This window comes from Leptolyngbya sp. O-77, from assembly GCF_001548395.1.
Taxonomy (GTDB): Bacteria; Cyanobacteriota; Cyanobacteriia; order Elainellales; family Elainellaceae; genus Thermoleptolyngbya.
Genome location: NZ_AP017367.1, coordinates 2,907,468 through 2,924,629, shown reverse-complemented (window position 1 = coordinate 2,924,629; position 17,162 = coordinate 2,907,468). Strand labels below are relative to the sequence as shown.

The window sequence follows — 17,162 nt, the reverse complement described above, 5'->3', positions numbered from 1 at the left end:
TACATTTGTATTGCTTTAATGAATCTCTTGGGTGACATGCTTAGGTAACACGATTGCAATGTAGCAGGAAATTATGACAGAACTATGACGGTAGCGCTAAGACGGCAACACTAAATCCACCCACTATGGTGAATTCTGCTATGCTCGGTCAGGTAAAAGATTGCGTGGCAGCGTGACTGTAAAGGTCGATCCCTCACCTACCTTACTTGTTGCTGTAATTGTGCCTTGGTGAGCTTGCACAATTTGCCGAGCGATCGCCAGTCCTAGCCCGAACCCTCCGGTCTCTCTGGCGCGGGCCCGATCTTCACGATAAAATCGCTCAAAAATATAGGGCAAAGCATCGGGAGCAATGCCAATTCCTGTGTCGATAACTTCCAGAATGATTGCTGCCTCTGCTGCCCGCAGACGAACTGTAATCAAGCCGCCTGTAGGTGTATAGCGGCAGGCATTGTTGAGTAAGTTTGCAATCACCTGCTTAATCAGGTCAGGGTCACCTCGCAAGGTAACCGGATGATCGGGCAAGTCGCCAATGATCTGGAAGTTGAGGGTGTCCTGAAGTTGCAAGTACTGAGGTTCTTTAAGATGTGCAGCCAGGAGCGATCGCACATCAAAGGTCTGGAGAGATTGCTCATCTGGCTTTCCTTCGTGCCGTGCCAAAAACAGCAAATCATTTACCAAGGTCTTCATTGAATGAGCCAAGCACACAATCTTATCCAGTCGTTGACGTGGTTGAACTGAATCGTGGGCTGGGGCCATCAAGCCGACTTGGGCATTACTAAGAATAGCCGCAATTGGAGCGCGGAGTTCGTGAGAGGCGTTGGCCGTAAATTGTTCAAGGCGATCGCACGCTTGCTCAAGCTTAAGGTTGGTAGCTTGTAGAAAACTCTCCCGCGCTGTCAATTCGCGGTTGAGTTGGAGGAATAAATGAATTGCGAAGCCACCACTGCTAACACCAATCAAGACAGAGATTAGTAGCGCGAATGTATTAATTTGACGATAGCGGTCTAGCTGTTGCTGGCGATTGTGTAGGAGTATTTCTTCTTGCCGTGTGAAGGTATAAATCGCATGGCGCGTGGTGTCCATAATTTCTCGCCCCTCTTCAAGCCATGCGTAGAAATCCTCTTGTGGGGCAGGGCTTAGCTGATGCAAATCTGTTTCATGAAGCTGACGCTTTAGGCGCAGCTTGTTGTCTAACAGAATGATGCTCTCCCTCACCAGCTCCTTAATCGTAGCTAGTTGCCGAGTTTGCTGAGGATTATCGCTAACCAGGGCTTCTAGATTTTGTAGGGATTCAGGAATTTCAAGGCGAGCAAGATTGTAAGGTTGCAAAAACTCTGAGCGATAGGTTAATCCAAAACCGCGTACTCCAGTTTCGGCATCGATTAGGTGATTCAGCAAGGACTGAGTTTCTAGGCGCACTTTCTGAGTGTGCTGCACCTGCGATTCATGTTGGGCAATCTCATGATCTAGCCATGCTTGTACCCCAACGCAGCTCAGCAAGCACACGATGGGAATAGACATGATGATTACACCTTGATAGCTTGCAGGGCGCATTCCCTGAGATGTGGTCGGTATAGAAGAATTACTCATCGAGATTGTGTCTCAGGAATACGCATCCGATACCCTACTCCGTAAATGGTCTCAATCCAGTCTTCGATGCCTAAAGACTTGAGGCGCTGTCGCAGTCGTCGGACTTGGCTACTCACGGCATTACTTTCAGGCTGCTTGTCCCATTCCCAGAGGTTTAACTCAAGCTGGTCACGAGTACAAACTTGATTAGGGTGACGCAAAAAATACTCTAAAAACTGAAACTCGCGAACTGTGAGGACAGCTTTTGCCTCGCCCCAGTAGGCAGTCATTGTGGATAAATCAAGAACGAGATTGCCTAGAGTTAGCCGATCGCCAATCCATAAGGGCGATCGCCGTCCTAGTGCCCGCACTCGTGCCAATAGTTCTATTACATCAACTGGTTTCACCGCATAGTCATCTGCCCCAGCATCCAGACCTGCTACCTTATCCGCAGTGGTATCGCGTGCAGTCAAGACTAGCACAGGCACACCTTTCCCAGAATGACGGTACAGCTTGCATAGGTCAATCCCGCTGACCCTAGGCAACATCCAGTCCAAAATCAGCAGATCATACTCTTTATCGTTCATCAGGTAGTGGGCTGTGTCTCCATCTGACACAGCATCCACCAAGTGCCCAACCTGAGATAGGGCAACTACTAGTGGCTCAAGGGTCTTGATCGTCCTCCCGCAAAAAGAATTCTCATATTGACTAAACAGCTCACGAGGTCTGGGGACGCATCTCCATCTATTCTATCTATTCAGTATTCCAAGTTAGTCTCATAAAAAGGTTAGGGCGGGCGATCGCCACTCATCGATCACCTCATAAGGCAAACTTCCGCGCTTGGCCCAGCCCGTGGCCGAGCGATTCGGATCGGCATCGATCAGCAGCGTTTCGCCCTGCGTCTGCAAAAACGCCGCCAGGTGAATCGCCGCGGTCGTTTTCCCCACCCCTCCTTTGAAACTGGCAACCGTGATAATCACGCGCTCCTTCAGTCTTCGCCTGCCCTGGTACTGGAATTCTATCGCGCCGGAAGCAGGTTCTAGGATTTAGAACTGGGGAAAGAGGCACGCAGGGTTATTGAGATGTGGTTTTTACAATCTGGCGATTGGCTGCCACAGAAGGAACCGAAGGGCGATCGCAGCCAGAGATCTCATTCGGAAACCAAGTAAGGTACAAAATAAGATAACGAGCGATCAGCCCAGATTAGGCACGCAGCGACAACATCGAATACTACGCTGCACCATATGTTACAGAACTTCCAACACGAATCACGCGCCGGAAGCGACCGGCTCCTGTAACCAAATTAATCGAGATTTCCTGATTGCGTAGTGTATAGCCAACCAGAGTCCCCCGATCGAACCTCAACCCATACACATCGCCAAACCCAATATTGCCCACCCGTCTCGCTTTGCCTTTGGGTGTGATAGAAACTAGCACATCAAAAGATGATCCGGGCGATCGACTGGTGGCAAAAAACTGTTTCCGGGATGCATCAAAAGCAATATCCCCACTGCTCGAAAATCCCGGAATTTGTCTGATGAGGGTTGCTTGGCCCGTGCCTTGATTAATCCGATAAAATCCCTGACCCGCAGCGCCAAATAAGTTACCTTTGGCATCAAAACCCAGCGCGTTCATTGAGCCAATACCCAAAGACCCAACAAAACTGGACTGTCCAGAACGGTTTAATCGATAGAGACTGGAGCCAGTCACCGCGAAAATTTTGCCGTCCTTGGACTGGGCAATATCCAGAAATGTCCGTCCTGTACCCCGCACTTGAAGCGTGTTTCCCTTGAGAAATCCCCACTGACCATTGCTAGCAGAAATAAGCGTCATTCTTTACCCTATCTTTCAAATCAAAGTTAGAAGAGATCGTGTGAAAACTACGCAGTTGGAGAGATCTTACGAATTTCCCCGAAGGGAGATTCAAAACTTGGCAAAACTCATCGAAATGCGTAAGTTTTGTCGCAATTTATACTCATTCTAAAGACATCGAAAAACAGGCATGAAAACTCTAGAGAAAACTTTATACAGCCTTGATGGAAGCTTCCGCTGTTGCTTCCAAAGGCTACACAGTCCTGAGTCTGCCCTCTAGGCTCATCAATCTCATCAATACTTAAACAATCCCGTACCCTGAACCTTGTAGCCCGTCGGCTCCAGGATGGCGGCGGCGGCCTGTTTGCCGGAAATCGTTGCGCCTTCCATGCTGTCGATATAGTCCTGCTGCGTGTAGCTGCCCGCCAGGAAGAAGTTCGGCACGGGGGTCTTTTGGGGTGGACGGTAGGGGTCCATGCCCGGATTTTCGCGATAGAGCGACTGCGCCAGCTTCACCACGCTAAACCAGGTCATGTTCAGCTCGCGGGAAGACGGGAACAGGTCGTGGAGCTGCTTCAGCGCGTGCTGGGCAATGTCTTCGTTGCTCATTTTGATAAACGGGTCGCCGGGGGTCAGCACGACCTGCATCAGCGAACCCTGGCCCTCGCGGTAATAGTCCTTGGGGCTGGTGAGGGCCAGGTCGGCAAAGCAGGAGAAATCCGCATCGGCGCTGTAGAGCAAGTTGTCGAGTCCGGCGGCGTGGTCAAGCTGTTTGCGTTGCTCTGCATCTTGCAGTTCTGTCACCCATCCGTCGAAGCGGAGCTGCACCGTCACCACGGGCACGGCTTCCAGCTTGTAGAGATTGTCAAATTCGGGATATTTGCGCCATTCGGCGGGCAAGAGGCGCTGAATTCCGGGCACGTCGCAGGCGGCCAGGTAGACATCGGCAGTTACGGTTTCTTCGGTGTCGCCATTGGCGATCGCCAGCCCCGTTACCACCGTTTCGCCGTCTTTCTCTTCAAACAAGATCCGTCGCGTCTGCCGCCGGGTATACACCCGTGCGCCGCGCTCCTGGATGTATTTCAGAATCGGCTTGTGCAAATATTCATCGGGGGAACCTGCCAGCATATTCAGCCGCGAGGCTTCCGTCTTCGCCGCAAACATCATAAAGATGGTGAGCATACAGCGGGCGGAAATTTCCTCGGTGTTGATGAAGCCGAGGGCGAGGGCGATTGGGTCCCACATGCGCTCCAGGCTGTGCTGCGAACCGCCGTGGCTGCGAAACCAGTCGGCAAAGCTGACGGAATCCAGATCACGAATCAGCTTCATCGCCAGATCGTAGTTCACCAAACCGGGGACGATGGGGCTAGTGCCGAGGGCGATCGCATTTTGCAGCTTGTCGAGCAGCGTTAGCTGGCCCGTGGTGAAAAACGCCTTCAGCCCGTGAAAGGGTGCGCCCAGCAAAAAGCGAAAATCCAGCTTGCCAATCTCGCCGCCGCGATTCACAAAGGTATGCACATGCTCCTTGGGCAGCAGCGCTTCATACGCGCCCACCTTTCGCATCAGCGCAAACAGGTTGTTGTAATTGTTGAAAAAGACATGCAGCCCCATTTCGATGTGGTTGCCGTCGGCATCAATCCAGCTGCCCACCTTGCCACCCACAAACGTCCGGGCTTCGTAGAGCGATACCTCATGACCCGCATCCGCCAGCTCTACCGCCGCTGCCAGCCCTGCCAACCCTGCCCCAACGATTGCAACGCGCATTCTGCCAATCCCTTCAGACTTGCTTTAAGAATTTCTTTACATATTTTAACCCCCTAACAGGGACACATGAGCGCAGACCACCCGCCAACCCGCTGGCGTTCGTAGCCAGGTCTGGCTCTGGCGGCCCGTTTTGCCAGAACTCGTGCGACGAAATTCGGTGTTGGCGGTGGCAAAGTCGCTGCCGTAGGTGGTGATGACGGTATTGCTCAGGGTGCGGCTGAGGTCGGCCGTGGGACGGCTAGCGCGAAAGGCGGCGATCGCCCCATAGCCATATAAATTTTCTGTCGCGCCATAGCGAATCGTGTGCGGACTCTGCCAAAACAGTTCGTCTAGCGTCGCCAGGTCATTGCTCACCAGCGCCCGCTCATAGCGCTTAAAGGCGGCAGTCACTTCCGCCACCACATCCGGTCGGTTAATCTCCACGCTTGCTAGCTCCAGTCTTCTCGCTGATTATTGCGCCCTTGATAAATCTGGCTGGTCTGGTGAATCTGGCGCGTTTTTTCAAACAGTTCCTCCTCCGTCAGACCCCATTGTTCTAGCACCTTGTCCAAGTCGGCCTGAATGTCTCGCGCACCCGGAAACCCGTTGTAGCGAATCCGTAGCCGCGCCAGTTCGCTGAGGTTATAGTCCGTTGGGTCGCCGGAGAGGAGCGCGTTGGCAATTTGGCGATCGCTGCTCCACTGAGGATGCTGCTGGTCTTGCTTTTCGGCCATATCATGCTCTGGACTTTCTGATCTCTTACAACATTAAAAACCCCCTCTAGCATAAGGCTGCAACCCAATTACAGCACTTGTCTAGAGGGGGGAAACGTCGAGTCAAGGGGCTGAGGGGTTCAGCGTGCATGGCTCAGGCAAAACTCAGGCAATCCACTTTTGCGCCACCACCTCAGCCAGGTCAACCACACGCTGGCTATAGCCCCACTCGTTGTCATACCAGGCGATGATCTTCACCATGTCGCCGCCTAGCACCATCGTCAGCTTCGAGTCAATCACAGAAGAGAAGTCGGTGCCGCGATAGTCGCAAGACACCAGTTCCAACTCGCTATAGCCCAGGATTCCCTTTAGATCCCCTTCAGAGGCGCTCTTGAGGGCTTCGTTGACTTGTTCCGTAATCACTTGCTTTTCAACCTGCACCACAAAGTCCACCACGGAGACATTGGGCGTAGGAACTCGCAGCGCAATCCCATTCAGCTTGCCAGCCACTTCAGGAATTACTAGGGCAACGGCCTTAGCTGCACCCGTGCTAGTGGGGACGATATTTAGGGCAGCGGCGCGGGCCCGGCGCACATCGCGGTGGCTGGCATCTAGCAAGCGCTGGTCACCCGTGTAGCTGTGGGTGGTGGTCATCGTGCCTTTGATGATGCCAAAGTTGTCGTTGATCACCTTCACAATCGGCGCAAGACAGTTGGTGGTGCAGCTTGCGTTGCTGATGATCGTATGCTTGCTGTGGTCGTAGTCCTTTTCGTTGACACCGACCACAAAAGTGCCGTCGTCATTCTTACCGGGCGCAGTGATCAGAACTTTTTTGGCTCCAGCTTCTAGGTGCTTGGAGGCTCCTTCGCGGCTGGTGAACACACCCGTTGATTCAATTACAAGATCGATACCCCATTCACCCCAGGGCAAGTTGAGGGGGTTGCGATCGGAGACACACTTAACGACCTTACCGTTAGCAGTAATGGTGTTTTCATCGGCGCTGATGTCGGCATCGAGCTTGCCGAGCATCGAGTCGTAGGTCAGCAGGTGCGCGTTTGTGCGGGGGTCGGAGGTATCGTTGATAGCAACAATTTCAAAATCGCTGTGGGATCGGCCCAGCCAGCAGCGCATGAAGTTTCGCCCAATGCGCCCGAAGCCGTTAATTGCTACTCTAATCACTGCGTCTTGCCCTCTTTACACTAAAAATTCGCCAATGTTGAAACAGATCATACACTTTTAAGAGTTCACCACTCAAGGAAATCAGCGTGAGCGGTAAGGCATCGGGGATCGAAAACTCTCAAGCTGATCTGCGTCAGAGAATTGTTCTGACGACATTCAGTATAGGCATTTATACTTACCCTTTGCAAGGGCGAAACTGGCGAAACTTATAAGTTCTATAAAATTTCTGTCTGGAGGCCGGGGATGCTGAGGTCGAGTAGAGCCTGATGGCTGAGGCAGAGCCAGTGGGCGGTAAACAGATCTGGTGTTTGGATAGACAGACTGGCGATCGCCCCTGCGGCTGGGTAGGGCCAGAGGCGATCGAACACTACGCCTTCATCGCTCAGCGCAAACTGCAATAGGTAGACGGCGGGTGGGGCTTGTAGCCTATCGAGCAGGCGAAAGGACAGGGCATAGAGGGGCTGGCGTTGGCGATCGCTCAGGTGGTAGGGCTGGCGGTATTGCGTGGGGGAATCAGCGTCGAGGGCGATCGCCTCGCCGTAGAGTGGGCCTTTGACGGTGAGGGCGATCGGCAGCCAGAGCGAACCGTCGCCAGTTTTTGTGCCGAAGCAGTCTGCTACCGCCTGGCGCAGACCGTCAACGTCGGCGCAGGCGCGAAACACCGACGCGCCAGGAAACTCTAGAGCGTCTGGCAGCGCTAGCGTCAGCGGACAGAGGATGTCCTCCGGGGCTACGATGGGCGGCAGGTCGGCGGGCGCGACAACTCGAACCATATCGGATGTGAAACCTGTGGGGCACTGGGCGACGGCCCGCTTCAGTGCTGCAACCGCCACGTCTGCAACCGCATCCGGCTCTGCAATAATCCAAACCTGAGCCACTTAGGCACCGCCGTAGGACGAAACCGATACGGGCACTGGCGCACCAGCACGCGGGAAGCTGGGCAGGTCGATTTGCGTGACGCGGCGCGTGCGAACGGCAAGGCGATAGCTGACACTCTGCAATTCCGCATGGAGGCGGCGATTTTCCTGCTGAATCTGCGCCACTTTCTCTTTCACTGGCTGCAAGCGCTCCAGATATTTCTGGCGGTAGATATGAGGCAATTCCTGAACGACTTGTTCCAGCATCCGAGAGCGATCGGTCAACTCCTGCACCGACTGGCGCAGTTGATAAGCCTCTGCATCGCGGCTGGCGATCTGCTCTTGATAGAACCCGACCTGCTGCTCAACGGCTTGAAGTTGCTCTCGCAGCACGCGCATCTCGTTTTGATGCCGCTCCGACAGCGCCGCCGAAGGAGCCTGATTGGACTGGCCTTTGACCAGTCGAAATAGCTCTTGCGACAACTGTTGCACGAGCTGGTCGCGCATTTGGAGTTCTTCACGCAGGTGCGCGACTTCTGCCTGGAGTTCTGGGATCGTTAGAGAATGGGTCATATCACTCCGACTGGCGGTTCGGTGGTTCTAGCAGGAACGGGAAAAGGGCTAAGGGTGAGTGAGTGGTAGAAGGGAATTTTGGATTTTGGATTTTGGTGAAATGGCTGGAGACTCGATTAGGAGGAGGCTTCGACAGGTTGGGGGGAAGGGACTCAGGGGGGTAGGTTGTGGGGAATGGGGGTTCGGAATGGGAGTTGTCTAAATGCGCTTCCCAGAGGCGGGGTGGTGAGGCTCGTCGGATCTCGCGCCAGATGGCAGTTGCAGCTAGCGCTCCATCGGCAACGGCGATCGCCACCTGGTTGATTCCCTCTTTTAGATCTCCCAGCGCAAAAATGCGGGGGTGAGACGTGCGGCACATCCCGTCAGTCACCAAGTTGTTGCCCTTCCACTCCAAGTCCAACCCTTGCAGGTACTCGTTAAAGTAGTGGGAACCCATCGCCACCAGTCCCGTTTCCAGCGGAATTATAGAGCCGTCGGCTAACTCAACGCCGGTCATCTCATGGTCACGCCCCAGGAAGCGCTTAATGGGCAATTCTACTAAAGGATAGCCATGATCGCGCAACTTTTTACGCATTTCTGCACTCACTTCAAACAAACCCTGTGTGAACACGGTGATGTAGGGCGTAAACCAGTTCAGCACAAAGGCGGTGTTGATGTTGCCTTCAGAGTTGACGAACAGCCCGCAGCGCTTGTCGGCCATTTCATAGCCGTCGCAAATCATGCAAACGTGCAGGTTATAGCCTGCGTAATCGTACACGTTTTGCATATTTTCTAGATGGGGCAAATGGTCGATGATGCCGCTGGCGGCAATGACATACTTGCTCCGAAATACGGGATACACGCTGTCGGTCTTGCCGACTTTCACTTTCACCGCAAAGGTGTCGCCCTCGTCTTCGACCGATTCCACATAGCCGCGCAGATAGTCTGCACCGAGCGATAGTGCGTGATCTTGCCCCTGTTGCAGCAGGTCGCGGCCGGGTGTGTCGGGTGGTAGCCCCAGATAATTCCGCAAATCCTGCATCCAGAAGGAGCGGCCCCTACCTTTTTCGACGACTAGACACGAGAGGCGATAGCGCTGAAGATAGATAGCTGCGGAAAGCCCCCCCGCGCCGCCGCCGACGATGATGACATCGTAGACATGATTGAGGCGATCGCCCAGATTCTTTTTACTCAGCTTCATGACGCAGTGGGAGGCGGCGTGTAAGAAATGCAGGGTTAATTCAGCCAGGAACAACCCAGATAAAGCGACAAGCGATCCAAAAGCGGATGGATCGAATCAAGATTCTTAGCTAGCTCATAGTCTCTTTAAGGCTAGCAGGGAAATCTGAGGTTGAAATGAGAAGCCTGGAATTTCTATAGGTTGGGCTGGAGCAAGCCCCCAAGCATAAGCCCCTGCAAAGCGGATGACTTCACAGGGGCAGAGTTGGCAAAATCCGTTCGTCAATTCAGACTATCAGAACTGCTAGGCAGGCTCTTTTGCGGCAGGCTCTTCGACGCGAATCGTCAGATAGCGAATCACGTCTTCGCTGAGGCGCATCGCCCGCTCCATCGTGGCGACTGCATTGCCGCTGGCGACGTAGTTCATCTGGATATATACGCCTTCGCGGTGCTTGCCGATGTCGTAGGCGAGGCGGCGCTTGCCCCGATGCTGGGTGTCGATGTCAGTTGCGCCCTGGTCTTTGAGGATGGTCTGATACTTGGCGATCGCCGCATCAGTTTGCTCATCCCCCAGGTCAGGCCGGAGGATGTACATGGTTTCGTAATTCATAGGGTTAAGGAGTCTCCTTGTGGACAGGCGGCCTCTGTAGGCAGATGCGCTGAGCAAGCTAAGGAACAGGCAGTAAACCTTATCAAGCCGCTGCCCTCGGCGATCGCCCTGGTTTCCCAGGCAACTCTTGCCAGACAATGGGTAGGTCTACGCCTTGCGGTCGCTTGTTTAATCAGGCATTCTGACTTAGAAGCAAGGAAATACAATTCTATCATTCATTCCCTGAATTTCAGTTTTCGCTATGGCGCAGCGCTACGTTCGAGTTCAAACCACTTCTGGTCAGCTTTATTACGGCATTTTGCAGCTCAATCGCCAGGTGCAGGTGCTGGACGCGCCGCCGTGGCTAGGCGGACAGTTGACCGAACTGCTGATCGAGCCGGATAGCTATCGCCTACTGGCTCCCTGCGTGCCGTCAAAAATCATCGCCGTGGGCAAAAACTACGCCAAGCACGCCGCCGAAATGGGCACCGAAGCCCCCAAAGAGCCGCTGCTGTTTCTCAAGCCCTCGACGACGCTGATTGCAATGGGCGACCCAATTTTCTATCCACCCCAGTCGGAGCGGGTGGATTATGAAGGCGAACTGGCGCTGGTGATTGGCGATCGCTGCTGCGACTGCTCTCCCGAAGCCGCCCAGAGCAAGATCTGGGGCTACACCATTGCCAATGATGTCACCGCCCGCGACTTGCAAAAAAAAGACGGCCAGTGGACTCGCGCCAAAGGCTTTGATACCTTTTGTCCGCTGGGCCCGTGGATCGTGCGGGAACTGAACCCCAGCGCCCGCCTGCAAACTTTTTTGAACGATAGTCCTAAGCCGGTGCAGTCGGCGCTGATCAGCGAAATGACCTTTGCGCCAGAGGTGCTGGTGTCCTACATCAGCCAGGTGATGACGCTGCTGCCAGGGGACGTGGTGCTGACGGGCACACCAGAAGGGGTTGGGCCAGTGCAAGTGGGCGATCGCATTCGGGTAGAAATTGAGGGCATTGGCGCACTGGAAAACAGCATCGCTATGAAAAATACGGAACCAGTGGCGATCGCCTGACCCCCGCTTGCTCAGCCGCCTTCAGGTTTTCACCTTCAAGTGTTCAGCGTCTGTGCAGGCAAACGCACTGTCCAGATGAACTCTGGAACGGCAAATATTAGAACGGCAAATTTAGAACGGCAAACTCAGCAGCGATCAATTAGCACACGAAATCAGTACACATGCATTTTTGCCGCATCAGAGATCGTCGGAATCTCAGCGTAGCGACCCATTGCCGACTGGACGATCGAGTAAATGCAGAGAATAAACGTTCCCAAAAACAGCGCCGTAAAGAGGCTCTGCACAAACAGCGGCGGCAGCACCTCAGAGATCGGACTGATCACCAGCGCAAACAGGCTCAGCGCGATGCCAATCAGAATGGATTGCATCGTGTTGAACCGGATGAAATGAGAAATACTTTCATTGCGGACAACCAGGAAATACAACGCCAGAAACACTAAGAATCCCCCAATGCCAAACCCGCCAAACGAAAAGATGCCCGTCACCAAGCCATAGACAAAGGCAAAGGGGGCCAACGGCAGCAGCAGCGGTTGCAGCATTGGAAACTCGCTCAGCAGCCCCGTCCCAAAGGGCAACGCCTCCAGCATTGGCAGAATGTAGGGCAAGCAGGCAAACAGGCGATCGAGTGGGCCAGCAGAGGACGTGCGCCAAGACATAGGTTGAACTCTCCGATGAGATGGAACTCTCCGATGGGCGTTTGCGTGGACGCTTGTAGTAGACGCTGGTCAACACTGCCCAGACTCCAGCCGTGAGGCAATGAAGACTATTCAAGTGTAAGACACATGCCTAAAATCGCGCACCTGCTCAAGCAGCCTGCTCAAACAGTCCATGCACCCAGACTAGATCTGTGTCTGTTCGGCTTCGGTGGATGGACTAATACGCTACGCGGCGGAAGCTCTGCCTCTGGTTTGTAGCGCAGACTTCAGCCTGCTTCCGAGAGGTTGTGACTGGAGCGACTGAAGTCGCTACTACGAACATCCAGCCTAGTTACGCAGCTTTGCACTAGCTGCTGGCAGGTGCCGTCGCCATTTTGTAGGCAACCCAGCCGCCATAGTGCGATACATCTTCCCATCCGTACTGTTCTACCAGCTCCCTGGGATAGAGGAAGGCAGTCACGACGCTGCCGTCTTCCAGGTACACGTCTTTGGGGTGCATATTGGGCGGCTCGTTGCTGGCCAGGTAGTCAAACTGTTCGACCGTCATCTCATATACTTCGCCCGGAATCGAGATGCCGCCCTCTTCGACCGGGTAAATGCCGGGATGCCAGCCGTTTTGTACCGAGTGCAGACGATACATGGGTTTGGTTCTGGCTTCCCGCACAAACGTAGCGGATTGCAGGTTGCCGTGGTCGGGCTGGCCGCGCAGGGCAGAGCCGCAGATAAAGACGTAGCGAGTCGTGGCTTCGGTCATAGCAGTTGGATAGAACGTGGATGGAACAATGGATGGATAGAACAAAATCTCACATCATTTCATCATGGCATTATCGTGCTATCCCTTATCACGTCATCCGTCTACGCCGTGCTGCAAGTTCTCTACTTCTTGTGTCACGCGGGCTTGGCTGGCGATTAGGTGAGTCCGAACGGCAGCAACGGCGGCGGTGATGTCGGCCTCAGAGCGCGATCGCCACCCGGTCTGAATTGCCTCAAAGATCTGTCGATGCTCTTGGCGAATCTCTAGCACACGGGGATTGCGGCGCGTGGTTTGCACCCGCAGCAGCGCCATCTTGTCAAACACTTGATCCAGCAGCGACACCAGCCAGCGATTGCCAGAGCTTTCGGCAATGAGTCGGTGAAATCGATAGTCCAAATCCAGCATTTTGGGGCTGTATTCGGTCTGGGACTTGCTCAGGGTTTCGGATTGGGCAACGAGCTGTTCGAGCGATCGCACTTGTTCTGGAGTGGCATGTTGGCAGGCTCCCTGCACGGCAAATTGCTCCAGCGCCAGCCGACAATCATAAAGCTGAATCACGTCTTCCACCGACAGCGAGGCCACCCGCAGCCCGCCGCTGCTGTCGGCTGTCACCAGCGTATCCCGCTGAAGCTGACGCATCGCCTCGCGAATCGGCGTGCGGCTGACTTGGAGCCGTTCGGCAAGCTGCGTTTCTACTAGCCGCTGCCCAGGAGCCAGATCTCCAGACAAAATGCTGGCCCGCAGCGCTTCGTAGGTCTGCTCGTAAAGGGATTTACTGCGTTGCACCGAAAGGGAAGAGAGGGTCAAAACAAGAAGATCCTTCGCGTCAGCCCAGTAAATAGTCGAATGTTGAATAAGTTCAGAGTTTAGGCTACTTCGCCCAGATGCAGCTGACAGCAGCTCTACTCAAAACTACCCTGATTGAGCAAGGACAGAGGAAGAAGAAGCTTAAAGATTGCAAGGCTAGGCAACCTTTAGGATTGCACCGACAATAGACCTCAGGGTCGTCTAAATCAGGTGCCCTGTATGCAGTGTACACGTAGGCTTGATTTGCATCCAGCCTCCCGCAGGGTTGGGGACGTGTCTAACCCTTAACTGCCCATCCCCAAACTCTGACATCTAACTGCAAAATTCTTGTAACGTGGTAAGGAGTAATCCAGCCAAATTCTGCGCCAGTCATGACTGCGACTATCCCCAACTTGCCCAGCCAATACGACGCTGCGATCGCCGAACCCAAATGGCAACGATATTGGGAAGAGCGGCAAGTTTTCAAAGCAGACCCCAACGCTCCGGGCGAGCCGTATTGCATCGTGATTCCGCCGCCCAACGTGACGGGCAGCCTACATATGGGCCATGCGTTTGAACATGCGCTGATCGACGTGCTGGTGCGCTATCACCGCATGATCGGCCGCAACACGCTGTGGCTCCCTGGCACCGACCACGCCAGCATCGCCGTGCAAACGCTTTTGGAAAAGGAACTGCGGCAGCAGGGCAAAACCCGCTACGATGTGGGGCGCGAGGCATTCCTCAAACGCGCCTGGGAATGGAAAGAAGAATCCGGCGGCACCATCGTCGGTCAGCTTCGCCGCTTGGGGCTGTCGGTAGACTGGAGCCGCGAGCGCTTCACGATGGATGAGGGGCTGTCTAGGGCGGTGCTGTATTCCTTCAAGCAGCTTTATGACGAGGGCTTGATCTATCGCGGGCAGTATATGGTGAACTGGTGCCCCGCCAGCCAGTCTGCGGTGTCGGATCTGGAGGTGGAAAACCAGGAGGTGAACGGCCACCTCTGGCACTTCCGCTATCCGCTGACCGACGGTTCCGGCTTTATCGAAGTCGCCACGACCCGCCCGGAGACGATGCTGGGCGATACGGCGGTGGCGGTGAATCCAGGAGACACGCGCTATCAGCATCTCCTTGGCAAGACGATTCGCCTGCCCATTACCGGACGCGAAATTCCCATCATTGCCGACGACTACGTGGATGCCAGCTTTGGCACAGGTGCAGTGAAGATTACGCCCGCCCACGACCCCAACGACTTTGAAATGGGCAAGCGCCACAACCTGCCGTTCATCAACGTGATGAACAAAGACGGCACGATGAACGAAGTTGCCGGGCCGTTCCAGGGACTCGATCGCTTCGAGGCCCGCAAGCAGGTGGTGCAGCGGCTCCAGGATGAGGGTTTCCTGGTCAAGGTTGAGGACTACAAGACCACTGTGCCCTATAGCGATCGCGGCAAAGTGCCTATCGAGCCGCTGCTCTCGACCCAGTGGTTTGTGAAAATTCGCCCCCTGGCCGATGCGGCGCTGGATCGTTTGGATAACTACAACGAACCGGAATTTATCCCCGAACGCTGGAAGAAGGTCTATCGCGACTGGCTGGTGAGCCTGCGCGACTGGTGCATTTCGCGGCAGCTCTGGTGGGGTCATCAGATTCCTGCTTACTACGCTGTTAGCGAGACGGGCGGCGAGATTACGGACGATACGCCCTTTGTGGTGGCGATGTCGGAAGATGAAGCGCGATCGCATCTGTTGGCCCGCTACGGCGACAGCGTGCAGATTCAGCAAGATCCCGACGTACTCGACACCTGGTTCTCTTCGGGCCTCTGGCCCTTTTCCACAATGGGCTGGCCAGACCAAACGACCGACCTTGCGACCTACTACCCCACCACAACGCTCGTCACAGGGTTCGACATTATCTTTTTCTGGGTCGCCCGCATGACCATGATGGGGCAGCACTTTACGGGCAAAATGCCGTTCCAGTACGTTTACATTCACGGGCTGGTGCGGGACGAAAACAACAAGAAAATGTCGAAGTCGGCCAACAACGGCATCGATCCGTTATTGCTGATCAACAAGTACGGCACCGACGCACTGCGCTACACGCTGGTCAAAGAGGTCGTCGGCGCAGGGCAAGACATTCGCCTGGAATATAACCGCAAGACCGACGAATCGCCCTCAGTGGAGGCCTCGCGCAACTTTACCAACAAGCTGTGGAATGCCTCTCGATTCGTGATGATGAACCTGGATGGACAAACGCCCGCACAACTCGGCGAACCCGGCTCGGAAGGGCTGGAGATGAGCGATCGCTGGATTTTGTCACGCTATCACCAGACGATTCAGCAAACCCGCCACCAGATCGATAATTTCGGGTTGGGCGAAGCGGCGAAGGGGCTGTACGAATTCATCTGGGGCGACTTCTGCGATTGGTACATCGAGCTGGTGAAGTCGCGGCTTCAAGATACCAATGGGGGCGATCGCCGCCGTTCTGCCCAGCAAACCCTGGCAACCGTGCTAGAAGGCACGCTGCGCCTGCTGCATCCCTTCATGCCCCACGTCACCGAAGAAATCTGGCACACGCTGACGCAAACAGGCGAAGAAGCGACCCTGGCGCTCCAGTCCTACCCCGTCGCCGACCCGCAGCGAATTAATTCCAGCCTGGAAGACCAGTTCGGGCTGATCTTCGACACGATTCGCACGGTACGAAACCTGCGGGCCGAGGCAGACATCAAACCGGGCGTGAAGATTCGCACCGTCTTGCAAACGGACAACGCCCAGGAACGAGCCATTCTCACTGCGGGGCAGACCTATATTAAAGATCTGGCAAAGATTGAGAGCCTGTCTATTCCAGAACCCGTGTCTGTGCCGACTCCGCCCAGCGACTCGCTGCCTGCACCCAACGAGTTTGAATCTGAAGCGCTGCATCTGGCGCAAGGGGCTGCCGAAGCCGCTTACAAGGCCGTGGAAGGCGTGAACTTTGGCTCCCTGGAGCGCTATCGCAAACTGATCGTGACGCTGGGACTGGTGGTGGCCCTGCTGCTGGTGTCGCGGGCAGTGCTGGCGACGGTGCATTCGCTGAACGGGCTGCTGCTGGTCACGCCGCTGCTGAAGCTACTGGGCTTTGGCTATACGGTCTGGTTTGCGATTCGCTATCTCTCGACTGCTCAAAAACGTCGTGAGTTCAGCGAATTGGTCAATCGGGTTTTGCAAGATATCGTGGGCGAGACATCTTCTGTCGACGCTACACCGAAGCCTCAAATCACGCCGCCCCCTCAAACAGCAAAACCCGTTCCGGTGCCTGAGCTACAGTCAATTCCGGCTCCTCCGGGCGGCACACCCCAGGCAATGGTGGGCGTGGTGCGGACGGTGCAGGTTTCAGTACCCCTGGCGGGCGTAGTGGACGTAGCCGCGCTACGGGCTAAGATTGAGAAAGACCTGGCAAAGGCAACCGCAGAAGCCGAAAGCTTGCGATCGCGCTTGAGCAATGCCAACTTTGTCGATCGCGCTCCGGCAGCGGTGGTTCAGGGGGTACGGGATGCTTTGGCAGAGGCGGAAACACAGGCTGCTATCCTGCGCGATCGCCTCTCCCGACTTTAGACTAGAATCCTGACAGGCTGCCTGTGGCTTTGCATCTGGAGGTGATGTTGATTTTGCTATCGCAACTTACTGCATGTGCTATCCACTGCCCCATACCCGTTGATAGTTTTTGTAGCCTTTGATACT

16 protein-coding genes and 1 pseudogene are annotated in these 17,162 nt (G+C 54.9%); 2 read left to right on the top strand and 15 right to left on the bottom strand.

The features are described from left to right. Positions 1-138: 138 nt before the first annotated feature. From O77CONTIG1_RS12435 to rpsF, 12 genes and pseudogenes are all read right to left on the bottom strand, one after another. Complete coding sequence (locus tag O77CONTIG1_RS12435; RefSeq protein ID WP_084782574.1) at positions 139-1,590, bottom strand: sensor histidine kinase; 1,452 nt, start codon at positions 1,588-1,590, stop codon at positions 139-141. Continuing rightward, the gene (locus O77CONTIG1_RS12430; RefSeq protein ID WP_286132699.1) at positions 1,587-2,195 is read right to left on the bottom strand and encodes a response regulator transcription factor; all 609 of its coding nucleotides are present in this window, start codon (positions 2,193-2,195) and stop codon (positions 1,587-1,589) included. The genes O77CONTIG1_RS12435 and O77CONTIG1_RS12430 overlap by 4 nt, the downstream gene beginning before the upstream one ends. Before the next feature lie 216 nt (positions 2,196-2,411). Beyond that, positions 2,412-2,549: pseudogene (locus tag O77CONTIG1_RS28380) on the bottom strand (ParA family protein); the annotation flags it as partial. A 250-nt stretch (positions 2,550-2,799) separates the two neighbouring features. Continuing rightward, positions 2,800-3,402 carry a hypothetical protein gene (locus tag O77CONTIG1_RS12420; protein ID WP_068510998.1) on the bottom strand — a complete coding sequence of 201 codons (603 nt, stop codon included), beginning with the start codon at positions 3,400-3,402 and terminating at the stop codon, positions 2,800-2,802. A gap of 273 nt (positions 3,403-3,675) precedes the next feature. After that, positions 3,676-5,145, bottom strand: coding sequence for a 9,9'-di-cis-zeta-carotene desaturase (gene zds / locus O77CONTIG1_RS12415; RefSeq protein ID WP_068510996.1), 1,470 nt, complete (start codon positions 5,143-5,145; stop codon positions 3,676-3,678). A 45-nt stretch (positions 5,146-5,190) separates the two neighbouring features. Then, on the bottom strand, positions 5,191-5,568 hold the full coding sequence (hpxZ, locus tag O77CONTIG1_RS12410; protein WP_068510994.1) for an oxalurate catabolism protein HpxZ: 378 nt from the start codon (positions 5,566-5,568) through the stop codon (positions 5,191-5,193). 5 nt (positions 5,569-5,573) lie between these two features. Further along, on the bottom strand, positions 5,574-5,858 hold the full coding sequence (locus O77CONTIG1_RS12405; protein WP_068510991.1) for a DUF3288 family protein: 285 nt from the start codon (positions 5,856-5,858) through the stop codon (positions 5,574-5,576). Positions 5,859-6,002: 144 nt separating this feature from the next. Further along, positions 6,003-6,968 (bottom strand): type I glyceraldehyde-3-phosphate dehydrogenase, encoded by a 966-nt coding sequence (locus O77CONTIG1_RS12400; RefSeq protein WP_410503506.1) that lies wholly within the window; start codon positions 6,966-6,968, stop codon positions 6,003-6,005. A 263-nt stretch (positions 6,969-7,231) separates the two neighbouring features. Beyond that, positions 7,232-7,894, bottom strand: coding sequence for a hypothetical protein (locus O77CONTIG1_RS12395; protein ID WP_068510986.1), 663 nt, complete (start codon positions 7,892-7,894; stop codon positions 7,232-7,234). Beyond that, on the bottom strand, positions 7,895-8,446 hold the full coding sequence (locus O77CONTIG1_RS12390) for an Npun_F5560 family protein (RefSeq protein WP_068510985.1): 552 nt from the start codon (positions 8,444-8,446) through the stop codon (positions 7,895-7,897). It lies immediately after the preceding gene. Between the two features lies 1 nt (position 8,447). Next, positions 8,448-9,626: an NAD(P)/FAD-dependent oxidoreductase gene (locus O77CONTIG1_RS12385; protein WP_317134096.1), complete on the bottom strand. Its 1,179-nt coding sequence runs from the start codon at positions 9,624-9,626 to the stop codon at positions 8,448-8,450. A 282-nt stretch (positions 9,627-9,908) separates the two neighbouring features. Then, a complete protein-coding gene (rpsF, locus tag O77CONTIG1_RS12380; protein WP_068510983.1) occupies positions 9,909-10,214 on the bottom strand; it encodes a 30S ribosomal protein S6 in 306 nt (101 codons plus the stop codon). Between the two features lie 241 nt (positions 10,215-10,455). Between rpsF and O77CONTIG1_RS12375 the strand changes: the two genes are divergently transcribed. Continuing rightward, the gene (locus O77CONTIG1_RS12375) at positions 10,456-11,253 is read left to right on the top strand and encodes a fumarylacetoacetate hydrolase family protein (protein ID WP_068510981.1); all 798 of its coding nucleotides are present in this window, start codon (positions 10,456-10,458) and stop codon (positions 11,251-11,253) included. Between the two features lie 152 nt (positions 11,254-11,405). Here the strand turns inward: O77CONTIG1_RS12375 and O77CONTIG1_RS12370 are convergent, their stop codons facing one another. The 3 genes from O77CONTIG1_RS12370 to O77CONTIG1_RS12360 form a co-directional block, all read right to left on the bottom strand. Further along, positions 11,406-11,909, bottom strand: a complete 504-nt coding sequence (locus O77CONTIG1_RS12370) for a Tic20 family protein (protein ID WP_068510980.1) — start codon at positions 11,907-11,909, stop codon at positions 11,406-11,408. Positions 11,910-12,255: 346 nt separating this feature from the next. After that, the gene (locus O77CONTIG1_RS12365; protein ID WP_068510978.1) at positions 12,256-12,663 is read right to left on the bottom strand and encodes a gamma-glutamylcyclotransferase; all 408 of its coding nucleotides are present in this window, start codon (positions 12,661-12,663) and stop codon (positions 12,256-12,258) included. Positions 12,664-12,756: 93 nt separating this feature from the next. Beyond that, on the bottom strand, positions 12,757-13,470 hold the full coding sequence (locus O77CONTIG1_RS12360) for a GntR family transcriptional regulator (RefSeq protein WP_084782572.1): 714 nt from the start codon (positions 13,468-13,470) through the stop codon (positions 12,757-12,759). A 371-nt stretch (positions 13,471-13,841) separates the two neighbouring features. On the opposite strand from O77CONTIG1_RS12360, the gene O77CONTIG1_RS12355 reads away from it, so the two are divergent. Further along, a complete protein-coding gene (locus tag O77CONTIG1_RS12355) occupies positions 13,842-17,036 on the top strand; it encodes a valine--tRNA ligase (RefSeq protein WP_068510976.1) in 3,195 nt (1,064 codons plus the stop codon). Positions 17,037-17,162: the final 126 nt, after the last annotated feature.